Origin of the sequence: Pseudonocardia sp. T1-2H (assembly GCF_038039215.1) — a bacterium.
Classification (GTDB): domain Bacteria; phylum Actinomycetota; class Actinomycetes; order Mycobacteriales; family Pseudonocardiaceae; genus Pseudonocardia.
The window spans coordinates 1,209,418-1,235,681 of the sequence record NZ_JBBPCL010000001.1 but is presented as its reverse complement, the minus strand read 5'-3'; the positions used below and the strand labels follow the sequence as shown (position 1 = coordinate 1,235,681).

23 protein-coding genes and 2 tRNA genes are annotated in these 26,264 nt (G+C 73.7%); 14 read left to right on the top strand and 11 right to left on the bottom strand.

Annotated elements, in window-relative coordinates:
• Positions 1-148: 148 nt before the first annotated feature.
• Positions 149-892 carry a response regulator transcription factor gene (locus tag WBK50_RS06265; protein ID WP_341334677.1) on the top strand — a complete coding sequence of 248 codons (744 nt, stop codon included), beginning with the start codon at positions 149-151 and terminating at the stop codon, positions 890-892.
• A 25-nt stretch (positions 893-917) separates the two neighbouring features.
• Entirely contained in the window at positions 918-2,417 is a 1,500-nt protein-coding gene (locus tag WBK50_RS06260; protein ID WP_341334676.1) for a sensor histidine kinase, read from the top strand.
• Between the two features lie 509 nt (positions 2,418-2,926).
• Here WBK50_RS06260 and WBK50_RS06255 read toward each other — a convergent pair.
• Together WBK50_RS06255 and WBK50_RS06250 are read right to left on the bottom strand one after the other, a co-directional pair.
• Positions 2,927-3,466 (bottom strand): pyridoxamine 5'-phosphate oxidase family protein, encoded by a 540-nt coding sequence (locus WBK50_RS06255; protein ID WP_341334675.1) that lies wholly within the window; start codon positions 3,464-3,466, stop codon positions 2,927-2,929.
• 255 nt (positions 3,467-3,721) lie between these two features.
• Entirely contained in the window at positions 3,722-4,222 is a 501-nt protein-coding gene (locus WBK50_RS06250; RefSeq protein ID WP_341334674.1) for a GNAT family N-acetyltransferase, read from the bottom strand.
• A 67-nt stretch (positions 4,223-4,289) separates the two neighbouring features.
• Here WBK50_RS06250 and WBK50_RS06245 point away from each other — a divergent pair, with 67 nt between their 5' ends.
• The 7 genes from WBK50_RS06245 to WBK50_RS06215 all read left to right on the top strand — a co-directional run bounded on the left by WBK50_RS06245 (position 4,290) and on the right by WBK50_RS06215 (position 13,042).
• Complete coding sequence (locus WBK50_RS06245) at positions 4,290-4,892, top strand: TetR/AcrR family transcriptional regulator (RefSeq protein ID WP_341334673.1); 603 nt, start codon at positions 4,290-4,292, stop codon at positions 4,890-4,892.
• 127 nt (positions 4,893-5,019) lie between these two features.
• Positions 5,020-5,409, top strand: coding sequence for a thioesterase family protein (locus WBK50_RS06240; protein ID WP_341334672.1), 390 nt, complete (start codon positions 5,020-5,022; stop codon positions 5,407-5,409).
• 341 nt (positions 5,410-5,750) lie between these two features.
• Positions 5,751-7,040: a bifunctional glycosyltransferase family 2/GtrA family protein gene (locus WBK50_RS06235; protein WP_341334671.1), complete on the top strand. Its 1,290-nt coding sequence runs from the start codon at positions 5,751-5,753 to the stop codon at positions 7,038-7,040.
• 32 nt (positions 7,041-7,072) lie between these two features.
• On the top strand, positions 7,073-9,217 hold the full coding sequence (locus WBK50_RS06230) for an ArnT family glycosyltransferase (protein WP_341334670.1): 2,145 nt from the start codon (positions 7,073-7,075) through the stop codon (positions 9,215-9,217).
• Between the two features lie 82 nt (positions 9,218-9,299).
• Positions 9,300-10,910 (top strand): AMP-binding protein, encoded by a 1,611-nt coding sequence (locus WBK50_RS06225; protein WP_341334669.1) that lies wholly within the window; start codon positions 9,300-9,302, stop codon positions 10,908-10,910.
• 79 nt (positions 10,911-10,989) lie between these two features.
• Positions 10,990-11,868, top strand: coding sequence for a sucrase ferredoxin (locus WBK50_RS06220; RefSeq protein ID WP_341334668.1), 879 nt, complete (start codon positions 10,990-10,992; stop codon positions 11,866-11,868).
• A 10-nt stretch (positions 11,869-11,878) separates the two neighbouring features.
• A complete protein-coding gene (locus tag WBK50_RS06215) occupies positions 11,879-13,042 on the top strand; it encodes an acyl-CoA dehydrogenase family protein (protein WP_341334667.1) in 1,164 nt (387 codons plus the stop codon).
• Here the strand turns inward: WBK50_RS06215 and WBK50_RS06210 are convergent.
• Positions 13,039-13,830, bottom strand: coding sequence for an HAD family hydrolase (locus WBK50_RS06210; RefSeq protein WP_341334666.1), 792 nt, complete (start codon positions 13,828-13,830; stop codon positions 13,039-13,041). The genes WBK50_RS06215 and WBK50_RS06210 overlap by 4 nt on opposite strands.
• Positions 13,831-13,930: 100 nt before the next feature.
• On the opposite strand from WBK50_RS06210, the gene WBK50_RS06205 reads away from it, so the two are divergent.
• Together WBK50_RS06205 and WBK50_RS06200 are read left to right on the top strand one after the other, a co-directional pair.
• Positions 13,931-14,443 (top strand): PH domain-containing protein, encoded by a 513-nt coding sequence (locus WBK50_RS06205; protein ID WP_341334665.1) that lies wholly within the window; start codon positions 13,931-13,933, stop codon positions 14,441-14,443.
• Positions 14,440-15,951 (top strand): PH domain-containing protein, encoded by a 1,512-nt coding sequence (locus WBK50_RS06200; RefSeq protein WP_341334664.1) that lies wholly within the window; start codon positions 14,440-14,442, stop codon positions 15,949-15,951. The genes WBK50_RS06205 and WBK50_RS06200 overlap by 4 nt, the downstream gene beginning before the upstream one ends.
• A gap of 37 nt (positions 15,952-15,988) precedes the next feature.
• Here WBK50_RS06200 and WBK50_RS06195 read toward each other — a convergent pair whose 3' ends face one another.
• Positions 15,989-17,548 carry a helicase HerA-like domain-containing protein gene (locus tag WBK50_RS06195; RefSeq protein WP_341334663.1) on the bottom strand — a complete coding sequence of 520 codons (1,560 nt, stop codon included), beginning with the start codon at positions 17,546-17,548 and terminating at the stop codon, positions 15,989-15,991.
• A gap of 73 nt (positions 17,549-17,621) precedes the next feature.
• Here WBK50_RS06195 and orn point away from each other — a divergent pair, with 73 nt between their 5' ends.
• The 3 genes from orn to WBK50_RS06180 all read left to right on the top strand — a co-directional run bounded on the left by orn (position 17,622) and on the right by WBK50_RS06180 (position 18,564).
• A complete protein-coding gene (gene orn, locus WBK50_RS06190; protein ID WP_341334662.1) occupies positions 17,622-18,236 on the top strand; it encodes an oligoribonuclease in 615 nt (204 codons plus the stop codon).
• An 82-nt stretch (positions 18,237-18,318) separates the two neighbouring features.
• Positions 18,319-18,391, top strand: a tRNA-His gene (locus tag WBK50_RS06185).
• Positions 18,392-18,488: 97 nt separating this feature from the next.
• A tRNA-Lys gene (locus WBK50_RS06180) sits at positions 18,489-18,564 on the top strand.
• A gap of 474 nt (positions 18,565-19,038) precedes the next feature.
• On the opposite strand, the gene WBK50_RS06175 is transcribed toward WBK50_RS06180, so the two are convergent.
• From WBK50_RS06175 to WBK50_RS06145, 7 genes are all read right to left on the bottom strand, one after another.
• Positions 19,039-20,172: a helix-turn-helix domain-containing protein gene (locus tag WBK50_RS06175; protein ID WP_341334661.1), complete on the bottom strand. Its 1,134-nt coding sequence runs from the start codon at positions 20,170-20,172 to the stop codon at positions 19,039-19,041.
• 479 nt (positions 20,173-20,651) lie between these two features.
• Positions 20,652-21,068, bottom strand: coding sequence for a PaaI family thioesterase (locus WBK50_RS06170; protein ID WP_341334660.1), 417 nt, complete (start codon positions 21,066-21,068; stop codon positions 20,652-20,654).
• On the bottom strand, positions 21,065-21,550 hold the full coding sequence (locus WBK50_RS06165) for a MaoC/PaaZ C-terminal domain-containing protein (RefSeq protein ID WP_341334659.1): 486 nt from the start codon (positions 21,548-21,550) through the stop codon (positions 21,065-21,067). Before WBK50_RS06165 ends, WBK50_RS06170 begins: the two co-directional genes overlap by 4 nt.
• Complete coding sequence (locus WBK50_RS06160) at positions 21,547-23,256, bottom strand: AMP-binding protein (protein ID WP_341334658.1); 1,710 nt, start codon at positions 23,254-23,256, stop codon at positions 21,547-21,549. The genes WBK50_RS06165 and WBK50_RS06160 overlap by 4 nt, the downstream gene beginning before the upstream one ends.
• On the bottom strand, positions 23,253-24,191 hold the full coding sequence (locus tag WBK50_RS06155; RefSeq protein WP_341334657.1) for a 3-hydroxyacyl-CoA dehydrogenase NAD-binding domain-containing protein: 939 nt from the start codon (positions 24,189-24,191) through the stop codon (positions 23,253-23,255). The genes WBK50_RS06160 and WBK50_RS06155 overlap by 4 nt, the downstream gene beginning before the upstream one ends.
• A 25-nt stretch (positions 24,192-24,216) precedes the next feature.
• On the bottom strand, positions 24,217-25,653 hold the full coding sequence (locus WBK50_RS06150; RefSeq protein ID WP_341334656.1) for an aldehyde dehydrogenase family protein: 1,437 nt from the start codon (positions 25,651-25,653) through the stop codon (positions 24,217-24,219).
• Between the two features lie 9 nt (positions 25,654-25,662).
• On the bottom strand, positions 25,663-26,256 hold the full coding sequence (locus WBK50_RS06145) for an alpha/beta fold hydrolase (RefSeq protein WP_341339314.1): 594 nt from the start codon (positions 26,254-26,256) through the stop codon (positions 25,663-25,665).
• Between the last annotated feature and the right edge of the window lie 8 nt (positions 26,257-26,264).

Here is a 26,264-nt window from a genome sequence, read left to right as displayed (position 1 = left end):
CCTCACCAGACCGAAGTCGATCGAGGCGTATTGTCCGCGGGCTGTGCGGAGACCCTGTGGACCGTGTGCCCGGACCCCGCGCGTCGTCACAGAAAACGCACAGGAGACGGCAAGAGGAGACACAGGCGCGGGCGCGAGGCTGACTACCATGACCGAGGTGAGCGAGCAGTCCGCACCCCTGCGCCGCGCGGACGGGAGCCCCGTGCGGGTGCTCGTCGTGGACGACGAGTCGACGCTGGCCGACCTGCTGTCCATGGCCCTGCGCTACGAGGGCTGGGACGTGCGCACCGCGGCCGACGGCCTCGGCGCGGTCCGGACGGCACGGGACTTCAAGCCGGACGCGGTCGTCCTGGACATCATGCTGCCGGACCTGGACGGGCTCGAGGTGCTGCGCCGGCTGCGGGCCGAGGCGCCCGAGGTGCCGGTGCTGTTCCTGACCGCGAAGGACGCGGTCGAGGACCGGGTCGCCGGGCTCACGGCGGGCGGGGACGACTACGTCACCAAGCCGTTCAGCCTGGAGGAGCTGGTCGCGCGGCTGCGCGGGCTGCTGCGCCGGGCGGGGATGGCCGCGGCGAAGCAGGGCTCGGAGCTCGTCGTCGGGGACCTCGTGCTGGACGAGGACAGCCACGAGGTCCGGCGCGGCGGCACGGACGTCGAGCTGACCGCCACCGAGTTCGAGCTGCTCCGCTTCCTGATGCGCAACCCGCGCCGCGTGCTGAGCAAGGCGCAGATCCTGGACCGGGTGTGGCACTACGACTTCGGCGGCCAGTCCAACGTCGTCGAGCTGTACGTGTCCTACCTGCGCAAGAAGATCGACGCCGGCCGCGCGTCGATGATCCACACCGTGCGCGGCGCGGGATACGTGCTCAAGCCGGCCGCCGACGCGGGATGATCGCCCCCATGAGGACGAGGCGCCGGTGAGCGCCGCGGGCGCACGTCTGCGGGACCGCGGGCGTAGCTTGCGGGCCCGGCTCGTCGTGACCGTGCTCCTGCTGTTCGGGCTGGCCTGCGCGGTGATCGGCGTCGCGACGACGCTCTGTCTGCGGGAGTTCCTCTACAACCGCCTGGACCAGGACGTCATGGGAGCGGCGGACCGGTTCTCGGTGTCGCGGCAGTTCCAGGAGCGCGGCGTCCCCCCGCCCCCCGGCCGCCCGGCCCGCGACTTCCTCGGCCCGGCCCAGAAGCCGCGCACGCTCGGCGCCGTGATCGTCGACGGCGTCGTCGTGCAGTCGGAGGTCACGGACCTGCGGGGCTCGTCGACCGCCCTGCCGGCCCACGACGCCGCCACGATCGCCGCGCTGCCCGTGAACACCCGGCCGAAGCCCGTGCGGCTGTCCATCGGGGAGTACCGGGTGGCGACGTTACCCGGCGGCTCCGGCGAGATCCTGGCCCTGGGCCAGCCCGCGGACGAGGCCACCGGGATCCTCAACGGCCTGGTCGTGATCGAGCTGGTCGTGATCGGTGTGGCGCTCGGCGGTGCGGCCGTGGCGGCGACGTTCGTGGTGCGCCGCGAGCTGCGGCCCCTCGAGCAGGTCGCCGCCGTCGCGGCGAAGGTCAGCACGATGCCGCTGGACAAGGGCGAGATCGAGCTCGCCGAACGCGTCCGGGACCCGGACCCGCGCACCGAGGTCGGCCAGGTCGGCGCGGCGCTGAACCGCATGCTGGACAACGTCGAGGGCGCGCTGGAGGCGCGACAGGAGAGCGAGACCCGGCTGCGCCAGTTCGTCGCGGACGCCAGCCACGAGCTGCGCACCCCGCTCGCCGCGATCCGCGGCTACGCCGAGCTGACCCGCCGGGACGGCACCGTCCTCCCCGAGAGCACCACGCACGCCCTGACCAGGATCTCCTCGCAGGCGATGAGGATGAGCACGCTCGTCGAGGACCTGCTGCTGCTCGCCCGTCTCGACGCCGGCCGCCCGCTCGAACGCGCCGAGGTGGACCTCACCCGCCTCGTCCTCGACGCCGTCGGGGACGCGCACGCCGCGGGTCCCGGGCACCACTGGAAGCTGGACCTGCCGGACGAGCCGGTCACGGTCGTCGGCGACGCGTCGCGGCTCACCCAGGTGCTGGTCAACCTACTGGCCAATGCCCGCACACACACCCCGGCCGGGACCGAGGTGACCGTCGGACTCGTCGCGGGATCACCCGCCGAGCTCACCGTCACCGACACCGGGCCAGGCATCCCACCCGCGCTGCTGCCGCACGTGTTCGAGCGGTTCGCGCGCGGGGAGAAGTCCCGGGTCCGGGCCGTCAACAACACGGCGAGCACCGGGCTGGGCCTCGCGATCGTCGACGCGGTCGTCTCCGCGCACGGCGGTTCGGTCTCGGTGGAGAGCGAGCCGGGCCGGACGGCGTTCACGGTCCGCCTGCCGGGGGTGTCGGCTCAGTCCCCGGCCCCGGTACCCACCCGAGTCTGACGCCCTCGCTCCGCCGGCCCCTGCTCGGCGGGCCCCTGCTCGGCGGAGCCTTGCTCTGCGCAGACCGGCGCACCGGAAGGCACCGCCACCGCGTGAGAGGAACAGGAGCGTGACAGTTCCATGATCGAAGGCCGCTGATGTCCCTCTCCCGGTGGGGACGCGGCGGCGGGTGGCGCGTCGGTATGCGCAGAGCAAAAGGTCCGCGGGGCAACCCCGGACCGGCGCGCCCGCCGGCACGCCGGTTGCGGTTGCTGGGCTCGTGTTGTCGGCCTGCGGCAGTGCAGGCTGGCGACCTCGTCAGCGCCTGGGTCGCGGCAGGTGGGGCCGCGGCGGTGGGGAAGGCCGGACGCCGTCGATCCGCACACCGCCGCTGGTTGACGAGCGCAACCGCGAACGGTTCCTCGGGGCGGAGTCGCTGCGCCCGACCGAGCAGGGGAGCCCGGCGAGGGCGGGTCCACCTCGGTCGGCTGCGGCCCGCCCACCATGGTGGACGAGAGGGCTCGTGACGGCTACGGGGTCGGCGACGGCACCATCTGCACGATCGCGGCCGGGTCGGGGCTGTAGGCGACCATCCACGTCGGTTCGATCAGGTAGAAGATCACGTCCGTCCAGACGAACGCCTCGGGCCCGTAGTGCCCCCGGAGATACTCGAGCGTCTCCGGCCACCGGGGGTCCTCGGGCCCGTGCTGCGGGTTCAGCGGCCGCGCGTGGCCGTGGGTGAACACCCCGAGCTCCTCACCTCGCAGGTACGCCACGCTCACCGCCGGCCGGTCCTGGAGGTGACGCGCCTTCGCGGCCGACGGATCGGTACCCAGCACCCACCGGCCGTGCAGGAGATGCCCGTCGACGCCGCTGACCCGCGGTTCGCCCGTCCGGGTCACAGTGGCCAGGGCGAGGGTGCACATGCCCGTGGCGACGCGGACGAGCTGCTCCGCGGTCAGCGTGCGCTCCCCGGGTGTGACGATGGCTCGCAGATGGCTGGTGGACCGGTTCACGGAGGTGTCCAGGAGTTCCTGGAGGCGGCTGATCTCGGCGCTGGTCTCGAACATGGGAGGAGTAGATCTCGAAACCCTGACAGTTTCCGGACAGGATTAAGAGGTCGCGGCAGCCCTGCGCGCCCGCCCCGGGGCGGGGGAGGGAGTGGCAACCGGGAGCAGCACGCGTCGCCCCGCACCTTGGTGCACCGCGACCGCCGCGGCACGAACCGAGATGCCCATCACCTCGGCCGGCTATGACCCGCCACCAGCCAGGCCGCAATGACGACTCACTGTCGTTCTGCCGTCGTTCCACAAGAATGTCGTCGCCTACAGGTCCTTGGCCCAGTTCTGCCCGACGAGGTTGTGGCCGAAGCTGTGGTGGGGCTCCTGTTCGACCAGCTCGAACCCGGTGGCCTGGTAGATCCTCCTCGCGGAGGCCAGCACGTCGTTGGTCCACAGGATGAGCCGGCGGTAGCCGGCGGCGCGGGCGAAGTCCAGGCAGGTGTCGACCAGGCGGCGACCCAGGCCGTGGCCCCGGCCGCGGGGATCGACCAGCAGGATCCGCAGCTTCGCGGTCGTCTCGTCCTCGGCGACGCAGAACACACAACCCACCCGCCGGCCGTCGACCTCGGCGATCCAGGCGGCCTCTCGGGCGGGGTCGTGGTCGGCGGCGTAGTCGGCGACGATCCCGGCCACCAGGGTCTCGAAGCGGATGTCCCAGCCGAACTCGATGTCGTAGAGCTCGCCGTGGGCCATCACCACCCAGCCAAGGTCGCCGGGCCGGTCGAGCCGGCGAATGGTCGCCCGGGCGGGTGCCGCGACATCCATTGCGCTCCTCCTCGAACTCCACACTCATCTACTGACACGAGTGTTTCAGTCGTGGCAGGCTACGGGCATGGCAGGTGCGAACTCAACCCCATCGGCGCGGCAGACCGAGCTGCTGGAGTCGGCCTACGCCTACGTGCTCGAACACGGTCTGGCGGAGCTGTCGCTGCGCCCGCTGGCCGCCGCGATCGGGTCCAGTCCCCGGGTGCTGCTGTTCCTGTTCGGCAGCAAGGACGGCCTGGTGCGCGCGCTGCTGGCCCGGGCCCGCGTCGACGAGCTCGCCCTGCTGGAGCGGCTGCGCCCGGTCGGCGACGACCCGCCGGCCGGGCTGGAGGCCGTCGCGGCGCAGGTGTGGGAGTGGCTGTGCGCCGACGAGCACCGGGCGCTACTCACGCTGTGGGTGGAGGGCTACGCGCGGTCGCTGCTCGACCCGAACGGCCCATGGGCCGGCTTCGCCCGCGCCACTGTGGCGGACTGGCTGGGTGTGCTGGCCGCAGCCCAACCACCTGAGCAGCGCGGCACCCCCGCCGGGCTCGCCCGGCGCAGCGCAACGCTCGCCGTACTGCGCGGCGCACTGCTGGACCTGCTGGCCACCGGCGACCGGCAGCGGACCACCGCCGCGGTCCACCACCAGCTGCAGGTCGGCTCGCCCCTGGCGAACACGCCGGGCTGACGAGAGAAGGCGCCGTGCGCGACACCGTCCGCCCCGGACTCGTGCCGACCATGACCATCACCGTCCCGCCCGAGCGCACGGTCCCCACCCGCTGCCCGAGTCCGGGCACTTCGCCGCTGTGCCCGGGGTGCTCGCCACCGGATACCTCGTCGGCATCGTGGAGTGGGCGTGCATGCTCGCCCTCGCCGGGCACCTCGACACCGGAGAGCAGCCGCTGGGCGTGCACCCCGACCTCAGTCACGACGCGCCCACCCCGCCCGGCTGCCCGCTGACCGTGCAGGTCGGGCTGCCTGCCGTCGACGGCAGGCAGCTCAGCTTCGCCGTCCACGCCGCCGCCGATGCCGCGACCGTCTGCCGGGGCGCCCACCGACGCACGGTCATCAACGCCGCCCGGTTCCGCACCGGCGCCCGTGGTTTCGACGTCTACGAACCCGCTCCACATCCATCGACGTCGGCTTCCTCGCGACGATGCTCCTCGCGGCCTCCGTCGCGGGGACGGCGGTCTGGTCCTTCATGATCCTGCCCGGCAACCCGAGCTGGCAGCCCTGACTGCGCTGGGCGGTCCTGGGCGTCGGCCTGGTGGCCGCCGCGGCGCTGCTCGGCCTCGCGCGGCTGGTTCGTCGGCGGCGCCGGGTCGGACCGGGGCGGCTCGGACACGGGCGGCAGCGACGCGGCGGCCCGGATCGCCGCGTGGGTCCAGCAGACGTTCACGGCCACCACCTTCGACGGCACGACCCTCTACGACCTGAGCTCCGGGGCCACGGCATGACCGCTGTCACACCCGAGCCGGCCGCACCCACAGCCGGTCCACAGGTCGACCACAAATCCGCGACAGGCCCGGGCCCGAGGGTTGCCACCATGAGCAGCGTCGTCAGCGACTTCACCGGCACCGGACTCCCGCCAGTGGGCGGCGGGCGTGACCGGCGCACAGTCCTGGACATCGTGGTCCCCGTCCACAACGAGGAGCGCGACCTCGAGTCCTCGGTCCGCCGGCTGCACGCGCACCTTCGGGCGAGCTTCCCCTACTCGTTCCGGATCACGGTGGCGGACAACGCCAGCATCGACGACACCCCGCGGATCGCGGCCCGGCTCGCCGCCGAGCTGCCCGACGTCGCGAACGTCCGGCTCGAGCAGAAGGGCCGCGGGCGGGCGTTGCAGACGGTCTGGTCCGCCTCCGACGCGATGGTGCTCGCCTACTGCGACGTGGACCTGTCCACCGACCTCAACGCCGTCCTCCCGCTCGTCGCGCCGCTGATCTCCGGGCACTCGGACCTGGCGATCGGCACCCGGCTCGGGCGCGGGTCCCGGGTCGTGCGCGGGGCGAAGCGGGAGTTCATCTCCCGCTGCTACAACCTGATCCTGCGCGGCGCACTGGCCGCCGGCTTCTCCGACGCCCAGTGCGGCTTCAAGGCGATCCGGGGCGACATCGCCCAGCGGTTGCTCCCGCTCGTCGAGGACACCGGCTGGTTCTTCGACACCGAGCTGCTGGTCCTGGCCGAGCGGGCGGGCCTGCGCATCCACGAGGTCCCGGTCGACTGGGTCGACGACCCGAACTCGACCGTCGACATCGTCGCGACCGCGACGGCGGACCTGAAGGGTGTCGTGCGCGTCGGGCGGGCCCTGGCGACGGGGGCCCTGCCGATCAGGGATCTGCGGACCCGGCTCGGGCGCGAACCCCTGGAGGCCGGCGTCCCCGGCGTCCCGACCGGCATGACGTCGCAGCTGGTCCGCTTCGCCGCGATCGGGGTCGCGAGCACCCTGGCCAACCTGCTGCTCTACCTGCTGTTCCGGACGTTCACGGGTCCCCTCGCGGCGAACGTCGTCGCGCTGCTGCTGACCACGATCGCGAACACCGCGGCCAACCGGCGGCTCACGTTCGGCGTGCGCGGGCGCGACGGCGCCGCCCGCCACCAGTTCCAGGGCCTGATCGTCTTCGGCATCGGGCTCGGCCTGACGACCGGGGCGCTCGCGCTGCTCGGGGTCGTCGTGGCGAACCCGGGCACGGTCCTGGAGCTCGCGGTGATCGTCGTCGCGAACCTCGTCGCGACCGTCGTCCGGTTCGTCCTCTTCCGCTCCTGGGTGTTCCGCGGGCGGGCCCACCCGGCGACGCCGACGACCGCCGGGCCCACCACCGAACTCGCCGCCTGAGCCGCACCACCCGCTCCCCGGAGGAACTCCCCGTGACCACGACACTCCGCTCCGACCACGTCCGCCCGCCCGCGGACCCCGGCCCCGCCGAGCCGGCGACGACCGCGGGCCGGCCGCGCTGGGAACGTCCGGCGCTCGCGCTGCTGCTCGCCGGCACCGCCGCCGCCTACCTGTGGAACCTGGCGGCCTCGGGCTGGGCGAACTCCTTCTACGCGGCGGCCGTGCAGGCCGGGACGCAGAGCTGGACCGCGTTCTTCTTCGGATCGCTGGACTCCGGCAACGCGATCACGGTGGACAAGCCGCCCGCGTCGCTGTGGGTGATGGAGCTCTCCGGGCGGATCTTCGGGTTCTCGTCGTGGAGCATGCTCGCCCCGCAGGCGCTGATGGCCGTCGCGTCCGTCGCCCTGCTGTGGGCGGCGGTGCGCCGGGTGGCGGGCCCCGGCGCAGGGCTGCTGGCCGGGCTGGTCCTGGCCCTCACCCCGATCGCCGCGCTGATGTTCCGGTTCGACAACCCCGACGCGCTGCTCGTGCTGCTGATGGTCGCGGCCGCCTACTGCACGACGCGGGCGATCGAGAAGGCCGGCACCCGGTGGCTGCTGCTGGGCGGGCTGCTGCTCGGCCTCGGGTTCCTGACCAAGATGCTGCAGGCCTTCCTGGTGCTGCCCGGCCTCGCGGTCGCCTACTCCTGGGCGGCGCCGACGACGGTGTGGCGGCGGATCCGCCAGCTGCTCGGGGCGGGCGTCGCGCTGGTCGTCGGCGCGGGCTGGTGGCTGCTGGTGGTGGCGCTCTGGCCGGTCGGGTCACGCCCGTACATCGGCGGCTCGACGGACAACACTCCGCTGGAGCTGGCCTTCGGCTACAACGGCCTGGGCCGCATCTTCGGCGGCGCGGGCAACGGGGGCCCGGATCGCATCGCGGCCGATGCCGGGGGCGGTCTTCCCGGTGGGACGGCCGGTGCGGAGGCGGCGGGGGGCTTCGGCGGCGGGATGCCCGGCGGGGGCGGCCCCGGCGGGGGCATGTTCGGTGGTGCGCCCGGGCTCTCCCGGCTGTTCAGCACGGCGTTCGGCACCCAGATCAGCTGGCTGCTGCCCGCGGCACTCATCCTGCTGGTCGCGGCGCTCCACCTCACCCGGCGCGCCCCGCGGACCGACCGGGTCCGCGCCGGCCTGCTGGTCTGGGGCGGCTGGACGCTGGTCACCGGGCTGGTCTTCAGCTTCATGAGCGGCACGATCCACCCCTACTACTCGGTGGCGCTCGCGCCCGGTATCGCGGCGCTGGTCGCCATCGGCGGCCGCGAGGCCTGGCGCGCCCGCGGCACCTGGGTCGGCCGCGGCACCCTCGCCGTGACGTCCGCGGTCACCGCGGTCTGGGCGTTCGTCATGCTCGGCTGGTCGCCCACGTTCCTGCCGTGGCTGCGCTGGGTCGTGCTCGCCGTCGGTCTGGTCGCGGCGCTCGGCCTGCTGATCCCTGCCGGACGCCGGCGCTGGGCCGCGATCGCGGCGGCCGCGGCGGTGCTCGCGGGGCTCGCCGCCCCGGCGGCGTACGCGGCGGAGACGATCGGGACCGCCCACAACGGCTCGATCCCGTCGGCCGGGCCCGCGGTCGCGGGCGAGTCCGGCATGGGCGGGGCGCGGTTCGGTGCCGGTCCGACCCGCGAGCGCGGCACGGGGCAGGACGGGACCGGGCAGGACGGCGTCCCGGACGGACGGGCGCCGGGCGCGGCGCCCGGCAGGGCCACCACCGGCACCGCTCCCGACGGGGCGGCGGTGGGCGCGATTCCCTCACCCGGCGCACCGGGCGGTTTCCCGGCAGGCGGCGGGCCCGGCGAGGAGACCACCGACGCCGCCCTCGTCGACCTGCTCCGCAGCGCCGGTGACGTCCGCTGGGCGGCCGCGACCAGCGGGTCCCAGGGCGCCGCGTCCATGGAGCTCGCCAGCGGGACGTCGGTGATGGCCATGGGCGGCTTCACCGGGTCCGACCCCTATCCCACGCTCCAGCAGTTCCAGGCCTACGTCGCCGCCGGCGACATCCGGTACTTCGTCACCGGCGGCGGCATGGGCGGGGGTGGAGGCCGCGGCGGTGCCTCCTCGGCGATCACCGCCTGGGTGCAGCAGAACTACACGCCCACGACGATCGGCGGGCGCACGGTCTACGACCTGGCGGCGCCGGCCGGCTGACCCGCCGGGGACCGGGGCGGTGCGTCACGGCGCCCCGCCCCTGCTCGGTGTCGATCTTCCGCGAACGGGCAGACTGGGCCCCGTGAGCGATCTGCGCACCACGATCGGAAACGCCGTCGACGCGATCCTCGGCACCGCTCGCGCGCTGGGCGCGCTGACCCGTTCCGGGGTGGTGCGGCCGATCCGGCCGGACCGGTTGCCGGGGGTGGTGTCCGGGTTGATGCGCTACCGGCTGAGCCTCGCCGCGGGCTACGCGGTGGGGGCGGCCCGGCACCCGGACCGGCCCGCGATCGTCGACGACGACGGCACGCTGACCTACGCCGAGGTGCACGAGCGCACCGACCGCCTCGCCCGCGGGCTCGCCGCGCTCGGCGTGGGCGAGGGCACCCGGGTCGGGGTGCTGTGCCGCAACCATCGCGGCGCGATCGAGACGCTCGTCGGCGCCGGGAAGCTCGGCGCGGACGTCGTGCTGCTCAACACCGGGCTCCCCGCGGGGCAGATGGCCGAGATCGCGGACGAGCTGCAGCTGCACACCGTCGTCGCGGACGAGGAGTTCGCCGGCGTGCTCCCGGACGGCGTGGCGGTGGTGACCTCCGGTGCCGGGGTCGACGACCTCATGGAGCGGGGCACCTCCGGCTCGCTCCCGTCCTCGCCGGGGCAGGGCCGCATGATCGTCCTGACGTCCGGCACCACCGGAACCCCGAAGGGCGCCAAGCGGCCCCACCTGTCCACGCTGGCGCCCGCCGCGTCGATCCTGTCGATCATCCCGTTCCGGGCCGGGGACCGGGTGCTGATCGCCGCCCCGCTGTTCCACACCTGGGGCAACGCGGGCCTGCTGATCTCGGTCCTGCACGGCGCGACGGTGGTGCTGCGGCGCAGGTTCGACCCGCAGACGTTCCTGGAGACGGTCTCGCGGGACCGGTGCGACGTCGTCGTCGCCGTGCCGGTGATGATCCAGCGCCTCTGCGAGTACGCCGCCGAGCAGGACGTCTCCTGGGACGGGCACGAGCCGCGGGTCGTCGCCGTCAGCGGGTCCGCGCTGCCCGCGGGGCTCGCCACGGAGTTCATGGACCGCTTCGGGGACCGCCTGTTCAACCTCTACGGCTCGACCGAGGTCTCCTGGGTGAGCATCGCGGGGCCGACGGACCTGCGTGCCGCGCCCGGCACGGCGGGCCGCGCGCCGTCCGGCACCACGCTGATGATCCTGGACGAGAAGGACCGCCCCGTCCCGCCGGGCACGGACGGGCGGGTGTTCGTCCGCAACGACCTGCCGTTCGAGGGCTACACCCGCGAGGGCGCCGAGGTCGAGACGCTCGACGGGCTGATCGGCACCGGGGATGTCGGCCACCTCGACGACGCCGGGCGGCTGCACCTCACCGGCCGCGGCGACGACATGATCGTCTCGGGCGGGGAGAACGTCCATCCCGGACCGATCGAGGAGATCATCGCCGCCCGGGACGAGGTGCGGGAGGTCGCCGTCGTCGGGGTCCCGGACCAGAAGTTCGGCCAGCGCCTCGCCGCCTACGTCGTGCTCGCGCCGGGCGCGTCGCTCTCCGCGGACGAGGTGAAGGCCGCGGTGAAGGAGAAGGCCGCGCGCTTCGCCGTCCCCCGGGACGTGGTCTTCCTGGAGAAGCTGCCGCGCAACGAGACCGGCAAGGTCGCCGCGCGGGAACTGCCCGCCATCGACGCCTGAGCCCGAGTCATCGACTTAGCCTTACCTAATGTAAGGTCCGCCAATGGCCGGGCCCCCGCACGAGACACGCTGCTCAGCGGTGTCCGCCGGGCTCGGGGAACCGTTGGCCGGCACCGCCTTCACGGACTCCCGGCTGCTCTGCGTCGAGCATCTCGGCCCCTGGCCCCGCTCCGTGGACCGGCACCCGGATCCGGCCGTGGCCGCCCTCGTCGCCCGGGCCCGCACGGCCGGGCGGCGCACGCTGCTCGTCCGCCGCCCCGGACGGCGACCCGGACCGGACTCCGGGCGCACCCTGCTGCTCGCCGACACCGCCCCGGGCCGGACCCGCGTCGGTGCGCTGCGGGTGCGCGGGCCCGGGGAGCTCGCCGACGTCCCGCTCGACGACGCCGGCGCCGGCGATCCCGTCGACGCGCCGATGCTGCTGGTCTGCACGCACGGCACGCGGGACCTCTGTTGCGCGGTCGAGGGCCGCTCGCTCGCCGCGTCCGTTCTGACCACGGAGCCGGAGGACCGGGCGGCAGGCCTCTGGGAGTGCAGCCATCTCGGCGGGCACCGGTTCGCGCCGACCGCGCTGGTCCTGCCCACCGGCTACCTCTACGGCCGGCTCGACGTGGCCACCGCGATCGCCGCGCGGAAGGCCGCCGGGCAGGGCGAGGTCGAGACCGCGCACTGCCGCGGCCGCATCGCGTGGGAGCCGGTCGGGCAGGTCGCGGAGCTGCGGATCCGCGAGGCCGAGGGCCTGCGGGACGCGGACGGGCTGACGATCGGTCCGGCGCTTCCCGTCGACGGCGAGGCCGGGGACGAGGCTCCCGTCGACGTGCCGGTGTACGCGGCGGACGGCCGTCGCCGACTGGTCCGCGTCGCCCCCTCCCCCGATGCCCCGCGCCCGCTGTCCTGCGGAGCCGGGCTCGCCCGCGTCGCTCCGCTCGTGGCGACCGGGGTCCGGGCGCTCGCGTAGCGTCGGGCTCGTGATCGCTCCGGCCCCCAGCCCGATCGCCGCGTCCGTCGCGGACCTGTTCGCACCGCCGGTCGAGGTCGCGGCCCATCCCGCGGTCGCCGCGGCCACCCGGATCTCGGACGACGTGCTGGCCCCGCACGCCGCGGCGGCGGACGACCAGGCCCGCGGGGTCGAGCCCGCCCACCTCGCGGCGCTGGCCGGGGCCGGGCTGCTGAGCGTCACGGTCCCGGAGGCCGAGGGCGGCCTCGGCGCCGGCGCGCGGGTGGACGCCGAGTGCACCGAGCTCGTCGCCGCGGCCTGCGCGGCCACGTGGTTCGTCGCGAACCAACATCGGTCCGCCCAGCAGCTCAGCCGCGGCGGCCTGCCCGGTCTCGATCCCGCCGCCCTGGAGATCGGCCCGGCGGCGCCGCGGTACCGGGCCGGCCTGGCCTCGGCGCGGACCCGCGCGGGGATCGCGGTCGCCCACCTCCGCCGGCCCGGTCCGCCCGCGGTCCGGGCGGAGCCGCGGGCCGACGGGAGCTGGCGGATCGACGGAACCGCGGACTGGTGCACCGGCTGGGGCCTCACGGACGTCGTCATGATCGCCGCCGCCGCACCCGCGGACCGTTACCTGTTCGTGCTGGTCCCGGCGGTGGAGGCGCCCGGACTGCGGGCCGCGGCGCCGCTGCCGCTGTCCGTGATGGGCGGGACCCGGACCGTCGCCCTGGAGCTCGACGGGTTCGTCGCCGGCCCCGGCGCCGTGCTCGCCGTGGCGGACGGCGCGTCCTACCGCACCCTCGACGCCGCCCGGACCGCGAACGTCACCCCGGCCTCGCTCGGGCTGCTCCGGCGCGTCCTGGTCGGGCTGGAGGCCGTCGGCCGGGAGCGGGACCGGCCCGAGGCCGTCGAGCTGGCGTGGTCGCTCGGCGAGCACGCCGCCGCGCGCCGGGCCGAGGCGTACGCGCTGATCGGCGGCGTCCCGGGCGCCGAGCGGATCCCGGAGCGGATCGCGCTGCGGGCCGAGCTGACGACGTTGACGGTGCGGGCGGCGTCGGCACTGATCGCCGCGCGCTCGGGATCGGCGATGCTGCTCGACAGCCCCGAGCAGCGGTGGGCGCGGGAGGCGGCGTTCCACCTGATCCAGGCGCAGACGGGCCCCGTGCGGGCCGCCCAGCTCGCGGCGTTCGGGCTCTAGAGATACCGCTCGAGGACGAGCGCGATGCCGTCGTCGACCACCGTGGCGGTGACCTCGTCCGCGTCCGCCTTCACCTCGGCGGGCGCCTGACCCATCGCGACGCCGTGGCCGGCCCAGCGCAGCATCGCGCGGTCGTTGTCCCCGTCGCCGGCGGCCAGCACGTCCTCCCGGGCGATCCCGAGCTCCGCCGCGACGTCCGCGAGCGCGGAGGCCTTGGACACCCCCGCCGGGACCAGCGTCACCCAGGCCAGCTCGTGGTCGACGGTCAGCTCGGCGTCCGGGACGTCCAGCTCGGCGGCCCGCTGCGCGGTCTCCGCCGGGGTGCGGCCGGGCCAGTAGGCGATGATCTTGGGAGTGGGCAGGGCGACCAGCTCCTCCTCCGGGACGACGGTCACGACGCCGGCCAGGATGCCGTCCGGGAAGGGTTCGGTGACCCGCTGCCCGACGCCGACGTGTTCCGAGCCCAGGTGCGCGCCGGGGAACGTCTCGCGCAGCGCCGCGAAGGCCTTCGCCGGATCGAACGTGCGGACGGCCTTCACCGAGCGGGTCGCGGTGTCCAGGACGACCGCGCCGTTGGAGCAGACCGTCGTGCCCGAGGCGAGCCCCAGCTTGTCGAGGACCGCGCCGACGCCGATCACCGTGCGCCCGGTGCAGATCATCACGACCGCCCGCTCCGCGGCGGCCCGCACCGCCGCGACGACCCGGTCCGACGGCGGGGCGTGCTGGTGGATCGTGGTGCCGTCGACGTCGAGGGCGATCAGACGCGGCTGCCATCCGGGAGGTCGCACACGTCCGACACTAAACCGGGCCTTCGCCCGGTCGGGCGGCCCGGGCGGGTCGACGGAGCGTCCGGGCGCGGCGCGCGGCGGGGTTCGGCAGAGTGGAGCCATGCAGACTGCTGAGTCGCCGGGGCCGAACGTCCTCCCGCTCCGGCCGCCGGCCCATCAGGTGGACCCGCGCGCGATCACCTGGTGGCGGCTGCGCGGGCTTGCGGTCGCGCTCGTCGTCGCGCTGCCGCAGCTCGTCGTCGCGCTGGTCCTCGGCGGGCCTGCCTGGCTGGTGGGGACCCTGGCGGCGACGGTCGTCGCCGGTCTCGCCTACGCGGGCGTCGTCCCCGGGGTGCTGTTCCGCATCCACCGCTGGGAGGTGACCGACGAGGCCGTCTACACCCTGTCGGGCTGGATCGTGCGGGAGTGGCGGATCGCCCCGATCTCGCGGGTGCAGACCGTGGACACCGAGCACGGGCCCCTGCAGCAGCTCCTCGGGCTGGCCAGCGTGACGGTGACGACGGCGTCGGCCCGCGGTCCCGTGACGATCCGCGGGCTGGCAGCCGGGGACGCCGCGGAGCTCGCCCGTCAGCTCACCGAGACCACGCAGGCCACGGCGGGCGACGCGACGTGACCCTGCCGGCCGCCTCCGCCGAGCCCGAGGTGGGGCGCCAGGACGTGCCGTGGCGGCGGCTGGACCCGCGGGTGCTGGTGGTCGGCCCGGCCGGGATACTCCTGCGGCTGCTGCCCTTCCTGGTGATCGTCCTGGTCACGGGGCAGGGCGACACCCCGCGGCTGCTGATCACGGCCGGCATCGCGGTGCTCGTGGTGATCGGCGGCGCGATCCGCTGGCGGACCACGAAGTACCGGATCACGCCCGAGCGGGTGGAGCTGCACAGCGGGCTCGTCCGCAAGCAACGGCGGTCCGTGCCGCGGGACCGGATCCGGACCGTCGACCTCACCTCGACGCTGCTGCACCGCGCGTTCCGGCTGTCGGTGGTCACGGTGCACGCGGCGGACTCGGCGAGCGCCGGGGAGAAGCACGGGTTGGGTCTCGACGCCGTCAGCGCGGCGGAGGCGGAGCGGCTGCGGCACGAGCTGCTGGAGCGCTCGCCCACCGCTCCCGTGGCCGCCGCGCCCGCCGAGGAGTCCGAGTCGCTCGCCACGATGAACTGGGCGTGGCTGCGCTTCGCGCCGCTGACGTTCTCTTCGCTGGCCGGGGTGGGCGCCGTCGTCGCGGCGGGGTTCAACCTGCTCAGCGAGCTGCGGGTGGATCCGCGGAAGGTCCCGGGCGTCGACGACGCCGCCGAGCGGCTGGCGGCGGGGCCGCTGTGGATCGCCGTCGGGGTCGTCGGGGTGCTGCTCCTGGTGCTCGCCGTCGTCGGGTCGACCGCGCTGTTCACCGAACGCTGGTGGGGCTACCGGCTCAGCCGGGAGTCCGACGGGACGCTGCGCGTGCACCGCGGGCTGCTCACCCGGCGTTCGCTGTCGGTGTCCGAGCACCGGCTGCGCGGGGTCGCGGTCACCGAGCCGCTGCTGCTGCGGGCCGGCCGGGGCGCCCAGACGCGGGCGCTCTCGACCGGCCTCGGCAAGGACGCGCAGGGCGGGGTCCTCCAGCCGCCGGCGCCCCGGGCGGAGGCCCATCGCGTCGCGGCCGCCGCCCTGCAGGAGGCCGCCTCACCGACCCTGACCCCGCTGCTGCTGCATCCCCGGGTGGCGCTGCGCCGCAGGATGACCAGGGCCCTCGGTCCCGCGGCGGTACTCGTGCTCACGGCTTGGGTCGTCGCCGGGACGACCGGGCCCGCCGGGCTCGGGCCGCTCTCGCTGCTCCTGCTGCCGGCGGCCGCGCTGCTCGGCCGGGACCGCTACCGCGGCCTCGGGCACGCGCTGACCCCGCGGTACCTGGTGAGCCGGCTCGGCGGGCTGAACCGCCGGACCGTCGTCCTGCACCGGGAGGGCGTGATCGGCTGGACCGTCCGACAGAGCCCGTTCCAGCGGTGGACCGGGGTGGTGACCCTCGAGGCGGTCACCGCGGCCGGCGAGGGCGGCTACCGCATCCTCGACCTCACCGCCGCCGACGCCGTGACCCTCGCCGAGGCCGTCACGCCGGAGGTGTGCGCCTTCCGCGCTCGTGCGCGGTGATCGTCGCCAGGGCGGCGATTCCCGGGCACGGGCCGCGTCAGCGGCGGCGGGTGCCGAAGAGGCCGCGGGTGATCTCGCGGCCCAGGGAGCTCGCGGCGGAGCGCAGGAACGACTTCACCACCGGCGAGCCGAGGACCTCGGCGATCATGCCCGGCTCCTCCTTCTCCGCGCGGCGGCGCTCGGGCTCCGGCGCGGGGGCCGGCGCCTCCGCAGCCGCCGGCGGCGCGGGCTCGGCCATCTTCGCCGTCAGCTTCTCGTAGGCGGACTCGCGGTCCACGGTCTGCCCGTACTTCGGGAACAGCACGGAGCCCTTCGCCGCCTCGGTGACGGCCGGCTCCCCGATCGCGGCCATCAGCGACCGCGGCGCCCGCATCCGGGCCCAGGCGACGGGCGTCGGCGCGCCCCGCTCGGAGAGCACGGTGACGATCGCCTCACCGGTCCCGAGGGAGGTCAACGCCTCCTCCAGGTCGTAGACCTTGGAGATCGGGTACGTCTTGACCGTCTTCGACAGGGCCTTCTGGTCCTCGGGGGTGAAGGCGCGCAGGGCGTGCTGGATCCGCGCGCCGAGCTGCGACAGCACGGCGTTGGGGACGTCCGTGGGCAGCTGCGTGCAGAAGAACACCCCGACGCCCTTGGACCGGACGAGCTTCACGGTCTGCTCGATGCGGGACAGGAAGGCCTTCGACGCGTCGGTGAACAGCAGGTGCGCCTCGTCGAAGAAGAAGACGAGCTTGGGCTTGTCCAGGTCCCCGGCCTCGGGGAGGTCCTCGTAGAGCTCGGCGAGCAGCCACATCAGGAAGGTCGAGAAGAGCTTCGGGTTGGCAGCCTGGTCCGCGAGCTCGAGCAGGGTGATGACGCCCTTGCCGTCGACCTGCCGGATCAGGTCCGCCGGCTCGAACTCCGGTTCGCCGAAGAAGTCCTCGCCGCCCTGGGCCTCGAGGTTCACCAGCGCCCGCAGGATCACCCCGGCCGTCGCGGGCGAGACGCCCCCGATGCCCTTGAGCTCCGCCTTGCCCTCGTCCGAGGTCAGGTGCTGGATGACGGCGCGCAGGTCCTTCGTGTCCAGCAACGGCAGACCCTGCTGGTCCGCCCAGTGGAAGATCAGCCCGAGCGTCGATTCCTGGGTGTCGTTGAGGTCCAGGACCTTCGACAGCAGGATCGGCCCGAACTGGGTCAGCGTCGCGCGGATCGGCACGGCGGAGGACGAGCCGCCGAGGGACAGGAACTCGACGGGGAACCCGGTGGGCGTCCAGTCGTCGCCGGTGTCCTGCGCCCGCGACCGGATCCTGGGGCCGTCCTCGCCGGGCCTCGACAGCCCGGACAGGTCACCCTTGACGTCGGCCAGCAGCACCGGGACCCCGGCGTTCGAGAGCTGCTCGGCGAGCCCCTGCAGGGTCTTCGTCTTGCCCGTGCCCGTGGCGCCCGCGACCAGCCCGTGGCGGTTCAGCGTGGCGAACGGGATGCGGACCTTCGCGGTCGGGTCCACCTCGCCGTCGACGAGGACCGTGCCCAGCTCCAGAGCGATCCCCTCGGTGGCGTACCCCGCGGCGATCTGCTGTGCCGGTTTCTCCTGGGCAGCGCTCGTGTTGTCCCCCACGCGGCGGAGCCTATTGCATCCGGCGCGCGTCGAGGTCCCGGCGCGGCCGGGGCCGAGCGCTTACGCTGCAGCGATGAACGATCGTCTGGTGTGGATCGACTGCGAGATGACCGGCCTCGACCTCGTGAACGACGCGCTCATCGAGATCGCGGTGCTCGTCACGGACGGGGACCTCAACATCCTGGGCGAGGGCGTCGACGTCGTGATCCACGCCGACGAGTCCGCGCTGGCCGCGATGCCGGACGTCGTGCGGGAGATGCACGCGAAGTCCGGGCTGACCGAGGAGGTCCGGGCCTCGAAGGTGACCCTGCGCGAGGCCGAGGAGCAGGCGCTGGCCTACATCCGCCAGCACGTGCCCGAGGCCGGGGTGGCCCCGCTGGCCGGGAACTCGATCGCCACGGACCGCGGCTTCCTCGGCCGGGACATGCCCGAGCTCGACGCCCACCTGCACTACCGCATGATCGACGTGAGCTCGCTCAAGGAGCTGGCGCGCCGCTGGTTCCCCCGGGTCTTCTACGCGAAGCCGGAGAAGGGCCTCGCCCACCGCGCGCTCGCGGACATCATCGAGTCCATCCGCGAGCTCGAGTACTACCGCAACACCCTGTTCGTCGCCCCGCCCGGGCCGAGCACCGAACAGGCCCAGGCCGCGGCGGCCGCACTCCGGACCCCCTTCCCACCTGCGGAATGACGATCACCCACCCGCCTGCAGAACCCGCTCGCGGTGGTGGTTAGACTCTTCCCAGAACGCCGGGCACGCCCGGCGGGCGATGGTGGGTGTAGCTCAGTTGGTAGAGCACCTGGTTGTGGTCCAGGGGGCCGCGGGTTCAAGTCCCGTCACTCACCCGGTGGCCAGACCCCACCGCGAGGCGCCTGAGGACGGCTGGTAAAGTTGTCGAGGCGCTGAGCGGAGGGGATCCGGTCAGCAGAGAAAATTTCACATGCGTCGCTAGCTCAATTGGCAGAGCAGCTGACTCTTAATCAGCGGGTTCGGGGTTCAAGTCCCCGGCGACGTACCATAGTTGCAGGTCAGACCGTGTGTTGGTCTGGCCTGTTACTTTTCCCGGAGATCCGCTCAACGGAAACTCAACGAAAACCCCATCCGGGAGGGGTACGCGATGGCTCGTCCTCCGCTCGCGCTCGGCTCCCACGGTGAGATTCAGATCACCCGCGACGGCGGTCGATGGCTGGCCCGCTGCCGGTACCGCGACCTCGACGGCAGGACCCGTCAGCTCTCCCGCTGGGCTCCGACGAAGGCGGCCGCGCAGAAGGCGATACAGGACGCGATCCGCGAGCGCAGCGGCGTCCCGCGGGCGATGGCGCTTGGCCAGCACTCGCGCTTCAACGAGGCCGCCGAGGTCTGGTTCTCCAAGATCCAGGAGCGCCGGGCGGACTCAACAGCCGATACGTACGCCAAACTGCTTGAAGAAGCAGGTCCTCCCGAAGCTCGGCGAGCTCCGGCTCATCGAGTGCACCGTCGCTCGCCTCGGCTCCTACTTCGTCGACCTCGAGAAGGCCCGCAAGCTGGTCAAGCATCGCGACGGCACCGTCGAGGAGAAGCCGGCACACGCCGCCAACACCCGCCGCATGATCCGAGCCATCGTCAGCCAGAAGGAGAAGTCGTTGGCCTGGTGGGCCGGCGCGAGCGCAGCAGGCTGGAACGCGCCCGCTGGGACGACGTGGAACATCCCACCGGCCGCCGCGACCGCGCCCGCGTTGCGCCGATGCAGGTACATCCGGTGCCCGTCGATCGGGTCCCGCCGGATCGTCAGCGTGTTTATGCTCGGCAGCATCGGCCGCGCCACCAGGTCGAAGGGATCCTCGATCAGGCGCCGCAGCGGAAGACTTGCCGGGCTCGGCCGCTTGCGCCCGCGCTGCTGCCACGCGTCGGCGAACTCGTGCCCGACGGCCTCGCAGACGTCCAGCACGTCGAAGTAGCTGGTGTAGTTGAAGCCGAACCGTCCGCGCCCGCCAGACCAGTCAGCGGAGAGCAGCCGGTAGCTCGTTCTGTTGTCGAGCAGCTTCGGCCGCGCGAGATCGCGCAGCGCGCGCGAGTACCGGTCGTAGGGCTCGCCGGTGGCGCGCAGCGCCCGCACGGCCGCCGCCTCGTCGACCTTGCCCGTGATGATCGGGGTCGGAGACTCAGTCAGCCAGGTCATCTCGACGTCGGCGAGGTCCACCGGCTGATCCGGCACCCAGCCGGGCCCAGCAAGCACCGTCGTCCCAGCGACGCGTTGCTCCTGTGGGTACAGCTCAGATGCGAGATCGCCCAGCAGCGCACGGTTGCCGTTGAGCTCATGTCGAACCTCGCACCACCGCTCCTGGCTCGTCCGCACAGGCCCTGGCTCCTCGCTGACCGCGCCCGCCTTGGGCATCGCATCCCGGGAGTTGTCCGGCAGCACCCCGAGCCGCTCCGGTGGGATCCCAAGCTTTGACGCGATGTGCCGGAGCTCGACGACGTCGCGCAGCGCCTGCGACCCCTTCTCCAGCTTCGACAGCCGCGACTGCGTCGTGTTCAGCAGCTCCGCCGCGTCCTGCTGGGTCAGCCCCTCGCGCTGCCGGTACCAGCGGATGATCTCCCCGACCTCGGAGCCGTCGGGAGGCGCAGCTACCACGGTCTCGGCCACGTAGAGCCATGCTTCTCCACGATCCGCCCCTGCTTGCATCCGGCCCCCGCACGCTCGTGATCTCGGCGTCCTGGCGATCATGATCGCACTGAGGGCGGCGACTTCGCGGCGCTTTGACAGAAGATGCCCCGACCGGCGACCGAGCTACGGGAAGCTGAGAGCGTGCCTGACCTCGTCGTGGTCGCTGTCGTCCCGGTCCTGGCGGTGTGCTGGTCGTGCGACGACGTGACGGGGTGTCGCCCTGGGTCTTCCCTGGCGTAGAGGTCGAAGCCGGCGAGACACCGTCGGAAGCCGCACTGACGAGCTCAGCGTCGTGGGCTTGCCGAGCCCTCGAGGTCGTCGCGGGGTCACTGAGATCGCCCAGGGCCTCCCGCACCGGCGGGCACGGCGTGCGGGTGCGGGCGCCTGCAGCGCGGAGGCGGCGGCGCGGGCGGCCGGGGGCTCGGTGAGGGCCCCGGTCACGTCGAGGCCCCGGTCGGTCATGCCGTCGGCGGGTTACGGAAGACCGCAGAGGCGGTGAGCACGGTGTCCCCCGCGCTGTGCAGCCGCGCAGTCACGAAGGTCACCGTCCGCGTGGACCGGTCGACGGTCGCCTCGCCGAACAACAGCTCGCCGCCCTTCGCGGCCGCCAACATCGACGCCGACAGCTGGAGCGTGACGGGGTGGCGGTCGGCGTCCACCCCCAGGTACGACTCGACCGTCGCCCCGAGGGTGATGTCGAGGACGGTGAGCAGGAACCCACCGTGCGCGGTCCCGTTCGGGTTCAGGTGGTGCGGTTCGAGGAGCACGCAGACGTCTGTACGGTCCGCCTGGCGGCGCCAGGTCAGTCCGCCGACGTGGCCGAGGAAGGTGCCCTCCTGGCCGAGCGGGACGAATCCCTCCGGGACCGCGGTCACGAGTCCTCCACCAGGACGATCCAGGTCGCGACGAGCGCGGGTCGCTCGCCGCTGCGTCGCTCGAGCGTGCAGCCGAGGTCGAGCCGGGTGGTCCCGCCCGTGCCGGGGGCCAGGGCGTCGAGCGTGAGGCGCAGGCGCAGCTCGTCCCCGGGGAAGACCGGGGCGGTGAACCGCAGTCGTTTCATGCCGTAGTTGGTCCAGCGCCGCGCGTCACGCACCGTGTAGCACTGGTTGCCGAGCTCGGTGACCAGCGACAGGGCGAGGAACCCGTGGACCAGCACCCCGGGAAGGCCGGCCTCGGACCGGGCGCGGTCGGGGTCGGTGTGGATCCAGTGCCGGTCCCGCGTCAGGTCGGCGAACGCCAGGACGTCCGCCTCCTCCAGGGCGATCCAGCCGCTGGTCCCGAGCTCGGTGCCCACGTGCGGGGCCAGGTCCGCGGCCCGGTCCACGACCAGCCCGGTGGCGGGTTCGGCGATCTTCACAGCGCTGCCCCCTGCCGGTCGTAGAGTTCCTCCACCAGTGCCGAACGCCGCTGCAGGACCGCGGTGCGCACGAGGGCGCCCTTGCTGCTGAGCTCGTCGCCGTCGGGTTCGGGATCGAGCAGCGCACCGTCGAGCAGCCGGGTGCTCGGGCGGGCCTGGTCGCGGTTGTGGTCGTCGATCAGCACGCGGAGGTCCTCCTCCTGGAACGGTTCGGGAGTGCGGGTGTCCGGCCACGCGAGCACGCAGAGTGCGGGGCGATCGGCGCCGATCACCACGAGGTCCCGCAGCCGGCCGCCGCTGCGGGACAGCAGCGCCGCGCGGATCCCGGCGCAGTCGACCCAGGTGCCGTTGGCCAGCTTGAAGTCCTCGGCGATCCGGCCGGCGAACCGCAGCCCGCGGGACGGGTCGGCGGGATCGACCAGCTCACCGGCGTCGCCGGAGCGGTACCACCCGTCGGGGGTGAACGCGGCCCGGGTCTGCTCGGGCAGGTTCCAGTAGCCCGCGGCGACGCAGGGGCCGCGCACGAGCAGCTCCTGCTTGCCGCCCGCCGGACGCAACGCGATCTCGGCCCCCGGCAGCGGGGTCCCGATGCAGTCCGGGTCGACGCCGTGGGTGTGCACCATGGTCGCGCCGGGTCCGACCTCGGTCGATCCCCATCCGGTGACGATCGGGACGGCGGTCCCGCGCACGCTCGCCGACAGCTCGGTCAGCCTGCGGAACACGGTGGGGTGCATGGCCGCACCCGCGCTGAACAGCACGTCGAGCCGCCCGAAGAACGCGCCGCGCAGGTCGGGATCGGATTCCAGCGCCGGGAGGAGCGCGGCGAACCCCGCGGGGACGGCCCCGTGGAAGGTCGGGCGGAACCGCCGGAGGTTCGTCAGCGTCGTCCCGAGTCGTTCTGGTCGGCCCGCCGCCTCGTCGACGTGCAGAGTGCCGCCGAGCGCGAGGACGAGGTGGACGTTGGCGTTGCCGCCGAACGCGTGGTTCCAGGGCAGCCAGTCGACCAGGACGGGGGGATGGTCCTCCAGGAACGGCCAGACGTCGATCGTCATCCGGACGTTGGTCGTCATCATCGTCTGGGTGTAGGCGACCGGCTTGGGCCTGCCGGTGGAGCCGGAGGTCAGCAGGATCTTCGACGGCGCCGCGGGATCGAGATCCTCGGGGCGCGGCGGGGTGTCCCCGGTGAGCGCGGCGAGCCCGCCCGTGCCGACGAGGACCTGCGGAGTCCCGGTCGACGCGGCGGCCACCACGGCCCTCTGCGCCGCGGTGTCCACCCAGACCATCGCGGGGTCGAGGACCGAGAGCAGGCCTGAGAGCTTGTCGTGCTCGGCCGCCGGGCCCGCGTACTGCGGCGCGACCGGCACGGCCACTCCCCCGGCCAGCATGGTGGCGAGCGTCGCCGTGAGGTGCTCGACGGAGTTGGCGCCCAGCACCAGCAGCCGCTCACCGGCCCGCAGCCCGCGCGCGCGCAGGCCCGCGGCGACTCGGCTCACGTCTGCCCAGGCCTCGGCGTAGGTCCAGCTCCGGCGGCCGTCGGCAGTGGCGACGGTGAGCAGGGCGACGTCGGGGGTCTCGGTCGCGTACCGCCGCAGCCAGTGCAGGACCGTGGGCGTCGGACGGCCCGCCGGGACCCGGGAGCGCAGGATGAGCGAGCCGTCCGGCTCGTGGTGGCAGTCGACCGCAGGCGTGGTGAACAGCTCGCTCATTCCCCGGGCTCCCGACGCGCCGCCAAGTCGACCGCGGCGGCGTCGCGGGTAGCAAGGACCTCCGTGATCGGGCGGTCCCCCAGGATCTCGTCCGCGGCGGCGATCAGCCGGGCCCGGACGTCGTCGTCGAGGTGGGGGGTGCCGAGGTCCGACCACCACTGCTCGATGGTCGGGGCGAAGGAGCGCATCGCGCCGCGCATGCCGTCGGGGCCGCCTGCGAGCGCGAGCGAGGTGAGCGGCCCGCCGACCAGCAGCCGCGGGGTGATTCCGTGGACGACGGCGTCCTCCAGACCGCGGGCGTCGACCACTCCCTCGGCGATCAGGTGCACGGCCTCCCGGAGCATCGCGAAGGTCAGCCGGTTGGTGAGGTACCCCGGGACCTCGCGGCGCACGAGGACGGGCCGCTTGCCCAGGTCCTTCAGGTGGGCGAGGACGTCCTCGACGACGTCGGCCGAGGTGGCCTTGCCCGCGAGGACCTCCACGAGGGCGAGCGCGTACACCGGGTTCTGCGGGTGGGCGACGACGAACCGCTCCGGACGGTCCATGCCGGCCTGGAGCTCGCTCGGCATGAGCCCACCGCTGCTCGAGAGGATCGGAACGTCGGCCCTGACGGAAGGTTCGATGCTCCGGTACGCCTCCTGCTTGGCCTCGACGGACTCGGGCACGTTCTCGTGCACCAGGGAGACCGGGCCGAGATCCTCCACCGGCACCAGCCGCAGCAGCTCCAGTGGGGGCACGTCCGGGGCGTCGGGCACCGTCCGGCGCACGGACAGCCAGACCGTGCCGAGGTAGCCGGTGATCCGCTCCAGCGCCCCGGGAGCCGGGTCGACGAGCCGCACCGGCCGCCGCCGGACGAGGTAGGTGGCGGCCCAACCGCCACCCACGGTCCCGCCGCCGACCAGGCCGACGGGTGTGTCGCCCCCGTACAGGGACATGACAGACCTCCGTGTCTGTAGAGGATCAGGAGCGCGGGTCCTCGCGCAGCATCTCCATGTCGGTCACCGGCCCCGAGCGGGTGATGAGTGCCTTACGGCGCAGGAAACGCAGCAGCCCGTTCGGGCCCATGCGGGAGCCGCCGAGCCCGGAGGCCCCGTAGGACGTCTTCTCGACGTCCCGCATGATCGTGATCGTCAGCGAGGTGTCCATCAGGCTCACCGCGCCGGCGTGCAGCCGCCTGCCGATGACCCGCGCCTCGGCCTCGTCGCCGGCGATCACCGCGGCGGACAGCCCGTACTCGCTGTCGTCGGCGAGGCGGACGGCCTCGTCGACGTGATCGTAGGCCTGCACCGGGACGACCGGTCCGAAGGTTTCCTCGCGCATGATCGTCATGCTGTGGTCCACGCCGGTCAGCACGGTGGCGCGCATGTAGCGGCCGCCGTCGAGCGTCTCGCTGGGGCCGCCGCAGCGGATCACGGCCCCGCGCGCGACGGCGTCGGCGAGGTGCGCGTCCACGATGTCCGCCTGCCTGCCGAGGATGAACGGGCCGAGGTGTCCGCGGTCGATGTCCGGGTGGTTGAGCTCCAATCGGGAGGCCTGCGCGGTCAGCTCCTCGACGAACTCGTCGTGCACGGTGCGGTCCACGTAGACGCGCTCGGTCGCGAAGCAGATCTGGCCGGTGTTGTGCACCGCGCCCTTCAGCACCGCCGCCGCGGCCTGGGCGAGGTCGGCCGACGCGGTCACGATCGCCGCGTCCTTGCCGCCCAGTTCCAGGAAGACCGGGATGAAACGGCGAGCGCAGGTCTCCGCGAGCGCGCGGCCGGTGGTCACGCTGCCGGTGAAGCACAGCACGTCCACCTCGTCGACCAGAGCCTGGCCGGTCTCCGGCCCGCCGAGTACGTAGCGCAGCACGGCGGCGACCTCGGGCACCTCGGCGATGCTCGCGGAGACCGGCTCCACGAACCGGGGCGTGACCTCACTCGGCTTGACGATCACGGCGCAGCCCGCGAGCAGCGCGGGCACGGCGTCGAGCATGGAGAGCAGGAACGGGTGGTTCCACGGGCTGATCACGCCGAGCAACGGGTAGGGGTCGAGCTCGGTGTCGAAGGAGACCGTGTCCGTGACACTCGACCGGCCCTGCAGCCGGGCACCCTCGAGGAGGGTGGGGGCCGCGTCGCACCAGCCGCGGATGGACGCCACGACCATGTGCGGCACCTCGTGCGCGACGCGGCTGCGGCCGGTGTCGACGGCCTCGGCGTCCCCGATCGCGCCGGCGTGCGCCTCGATCGCGTCCGCCCAGCGGCGCAGCACCGCCGCCCGGTGCGTGATGCCCGCCTCGCTCCATCCCTGCTGCGCCTTGCGCAGGTCGGCGCCGAGCGCGGCGATCTCCGCGCGGCCCCAGGGCTCGATCCAGTGATCGACCTCGCCGGTCCGCGGGTTGGTCACGGGGATGGTGGTCATCACAGCTCCTCAGCCCGCGGCGACGCGGGCGTCTTCGTCCAGGAAGGCGAGCACCAGCTCGTTGAAGTGCCGGTGCTGCTCCCACTGCGGCCAGTGTCCCGCGCCCTCGACCAGCTCGAACCGGCCGTTCGGGAGCCGCTCCGCCATCCGCAGCCCGACGGCGGCCGGACCGGAGGGGTCGTCGCTGGTCCAGACGACGAGCGCCGGGGCCTCGATCGCGTCGAGCTCCTCGTCGGTGATCATGTTGCGGGCCCGGATGTCGCCGTCCTGCAGGCACATGATGTTGCGCATGGACTCGGCGAACGGGGGCTGGGCGTAGATGGTGCGGCGCACGTCGACCAGCTCCTGGGTCACCCTCGCCGGGTCGGCCATCAGCCAGGTCACCCGGGCGCGGATGCGTTCGTCGCTGGGGTCGTCGGCCGCACCCTGGGACAGGGTGCGGATGCGCTCGCGCACGGCCGGGTCCGACAGGGCGCCGCCGGGGGTGTTGAGCACGATCCGGCCCACCCGCTCGGGGTGCGCGTACGCCGCCTTGACCGCGATCCAGCCGCCGAGCGACTCGCCGTTGAGGTGGGCCCTGTCCACGCCGAGCGCGTCGAGCAGGCCGAGGA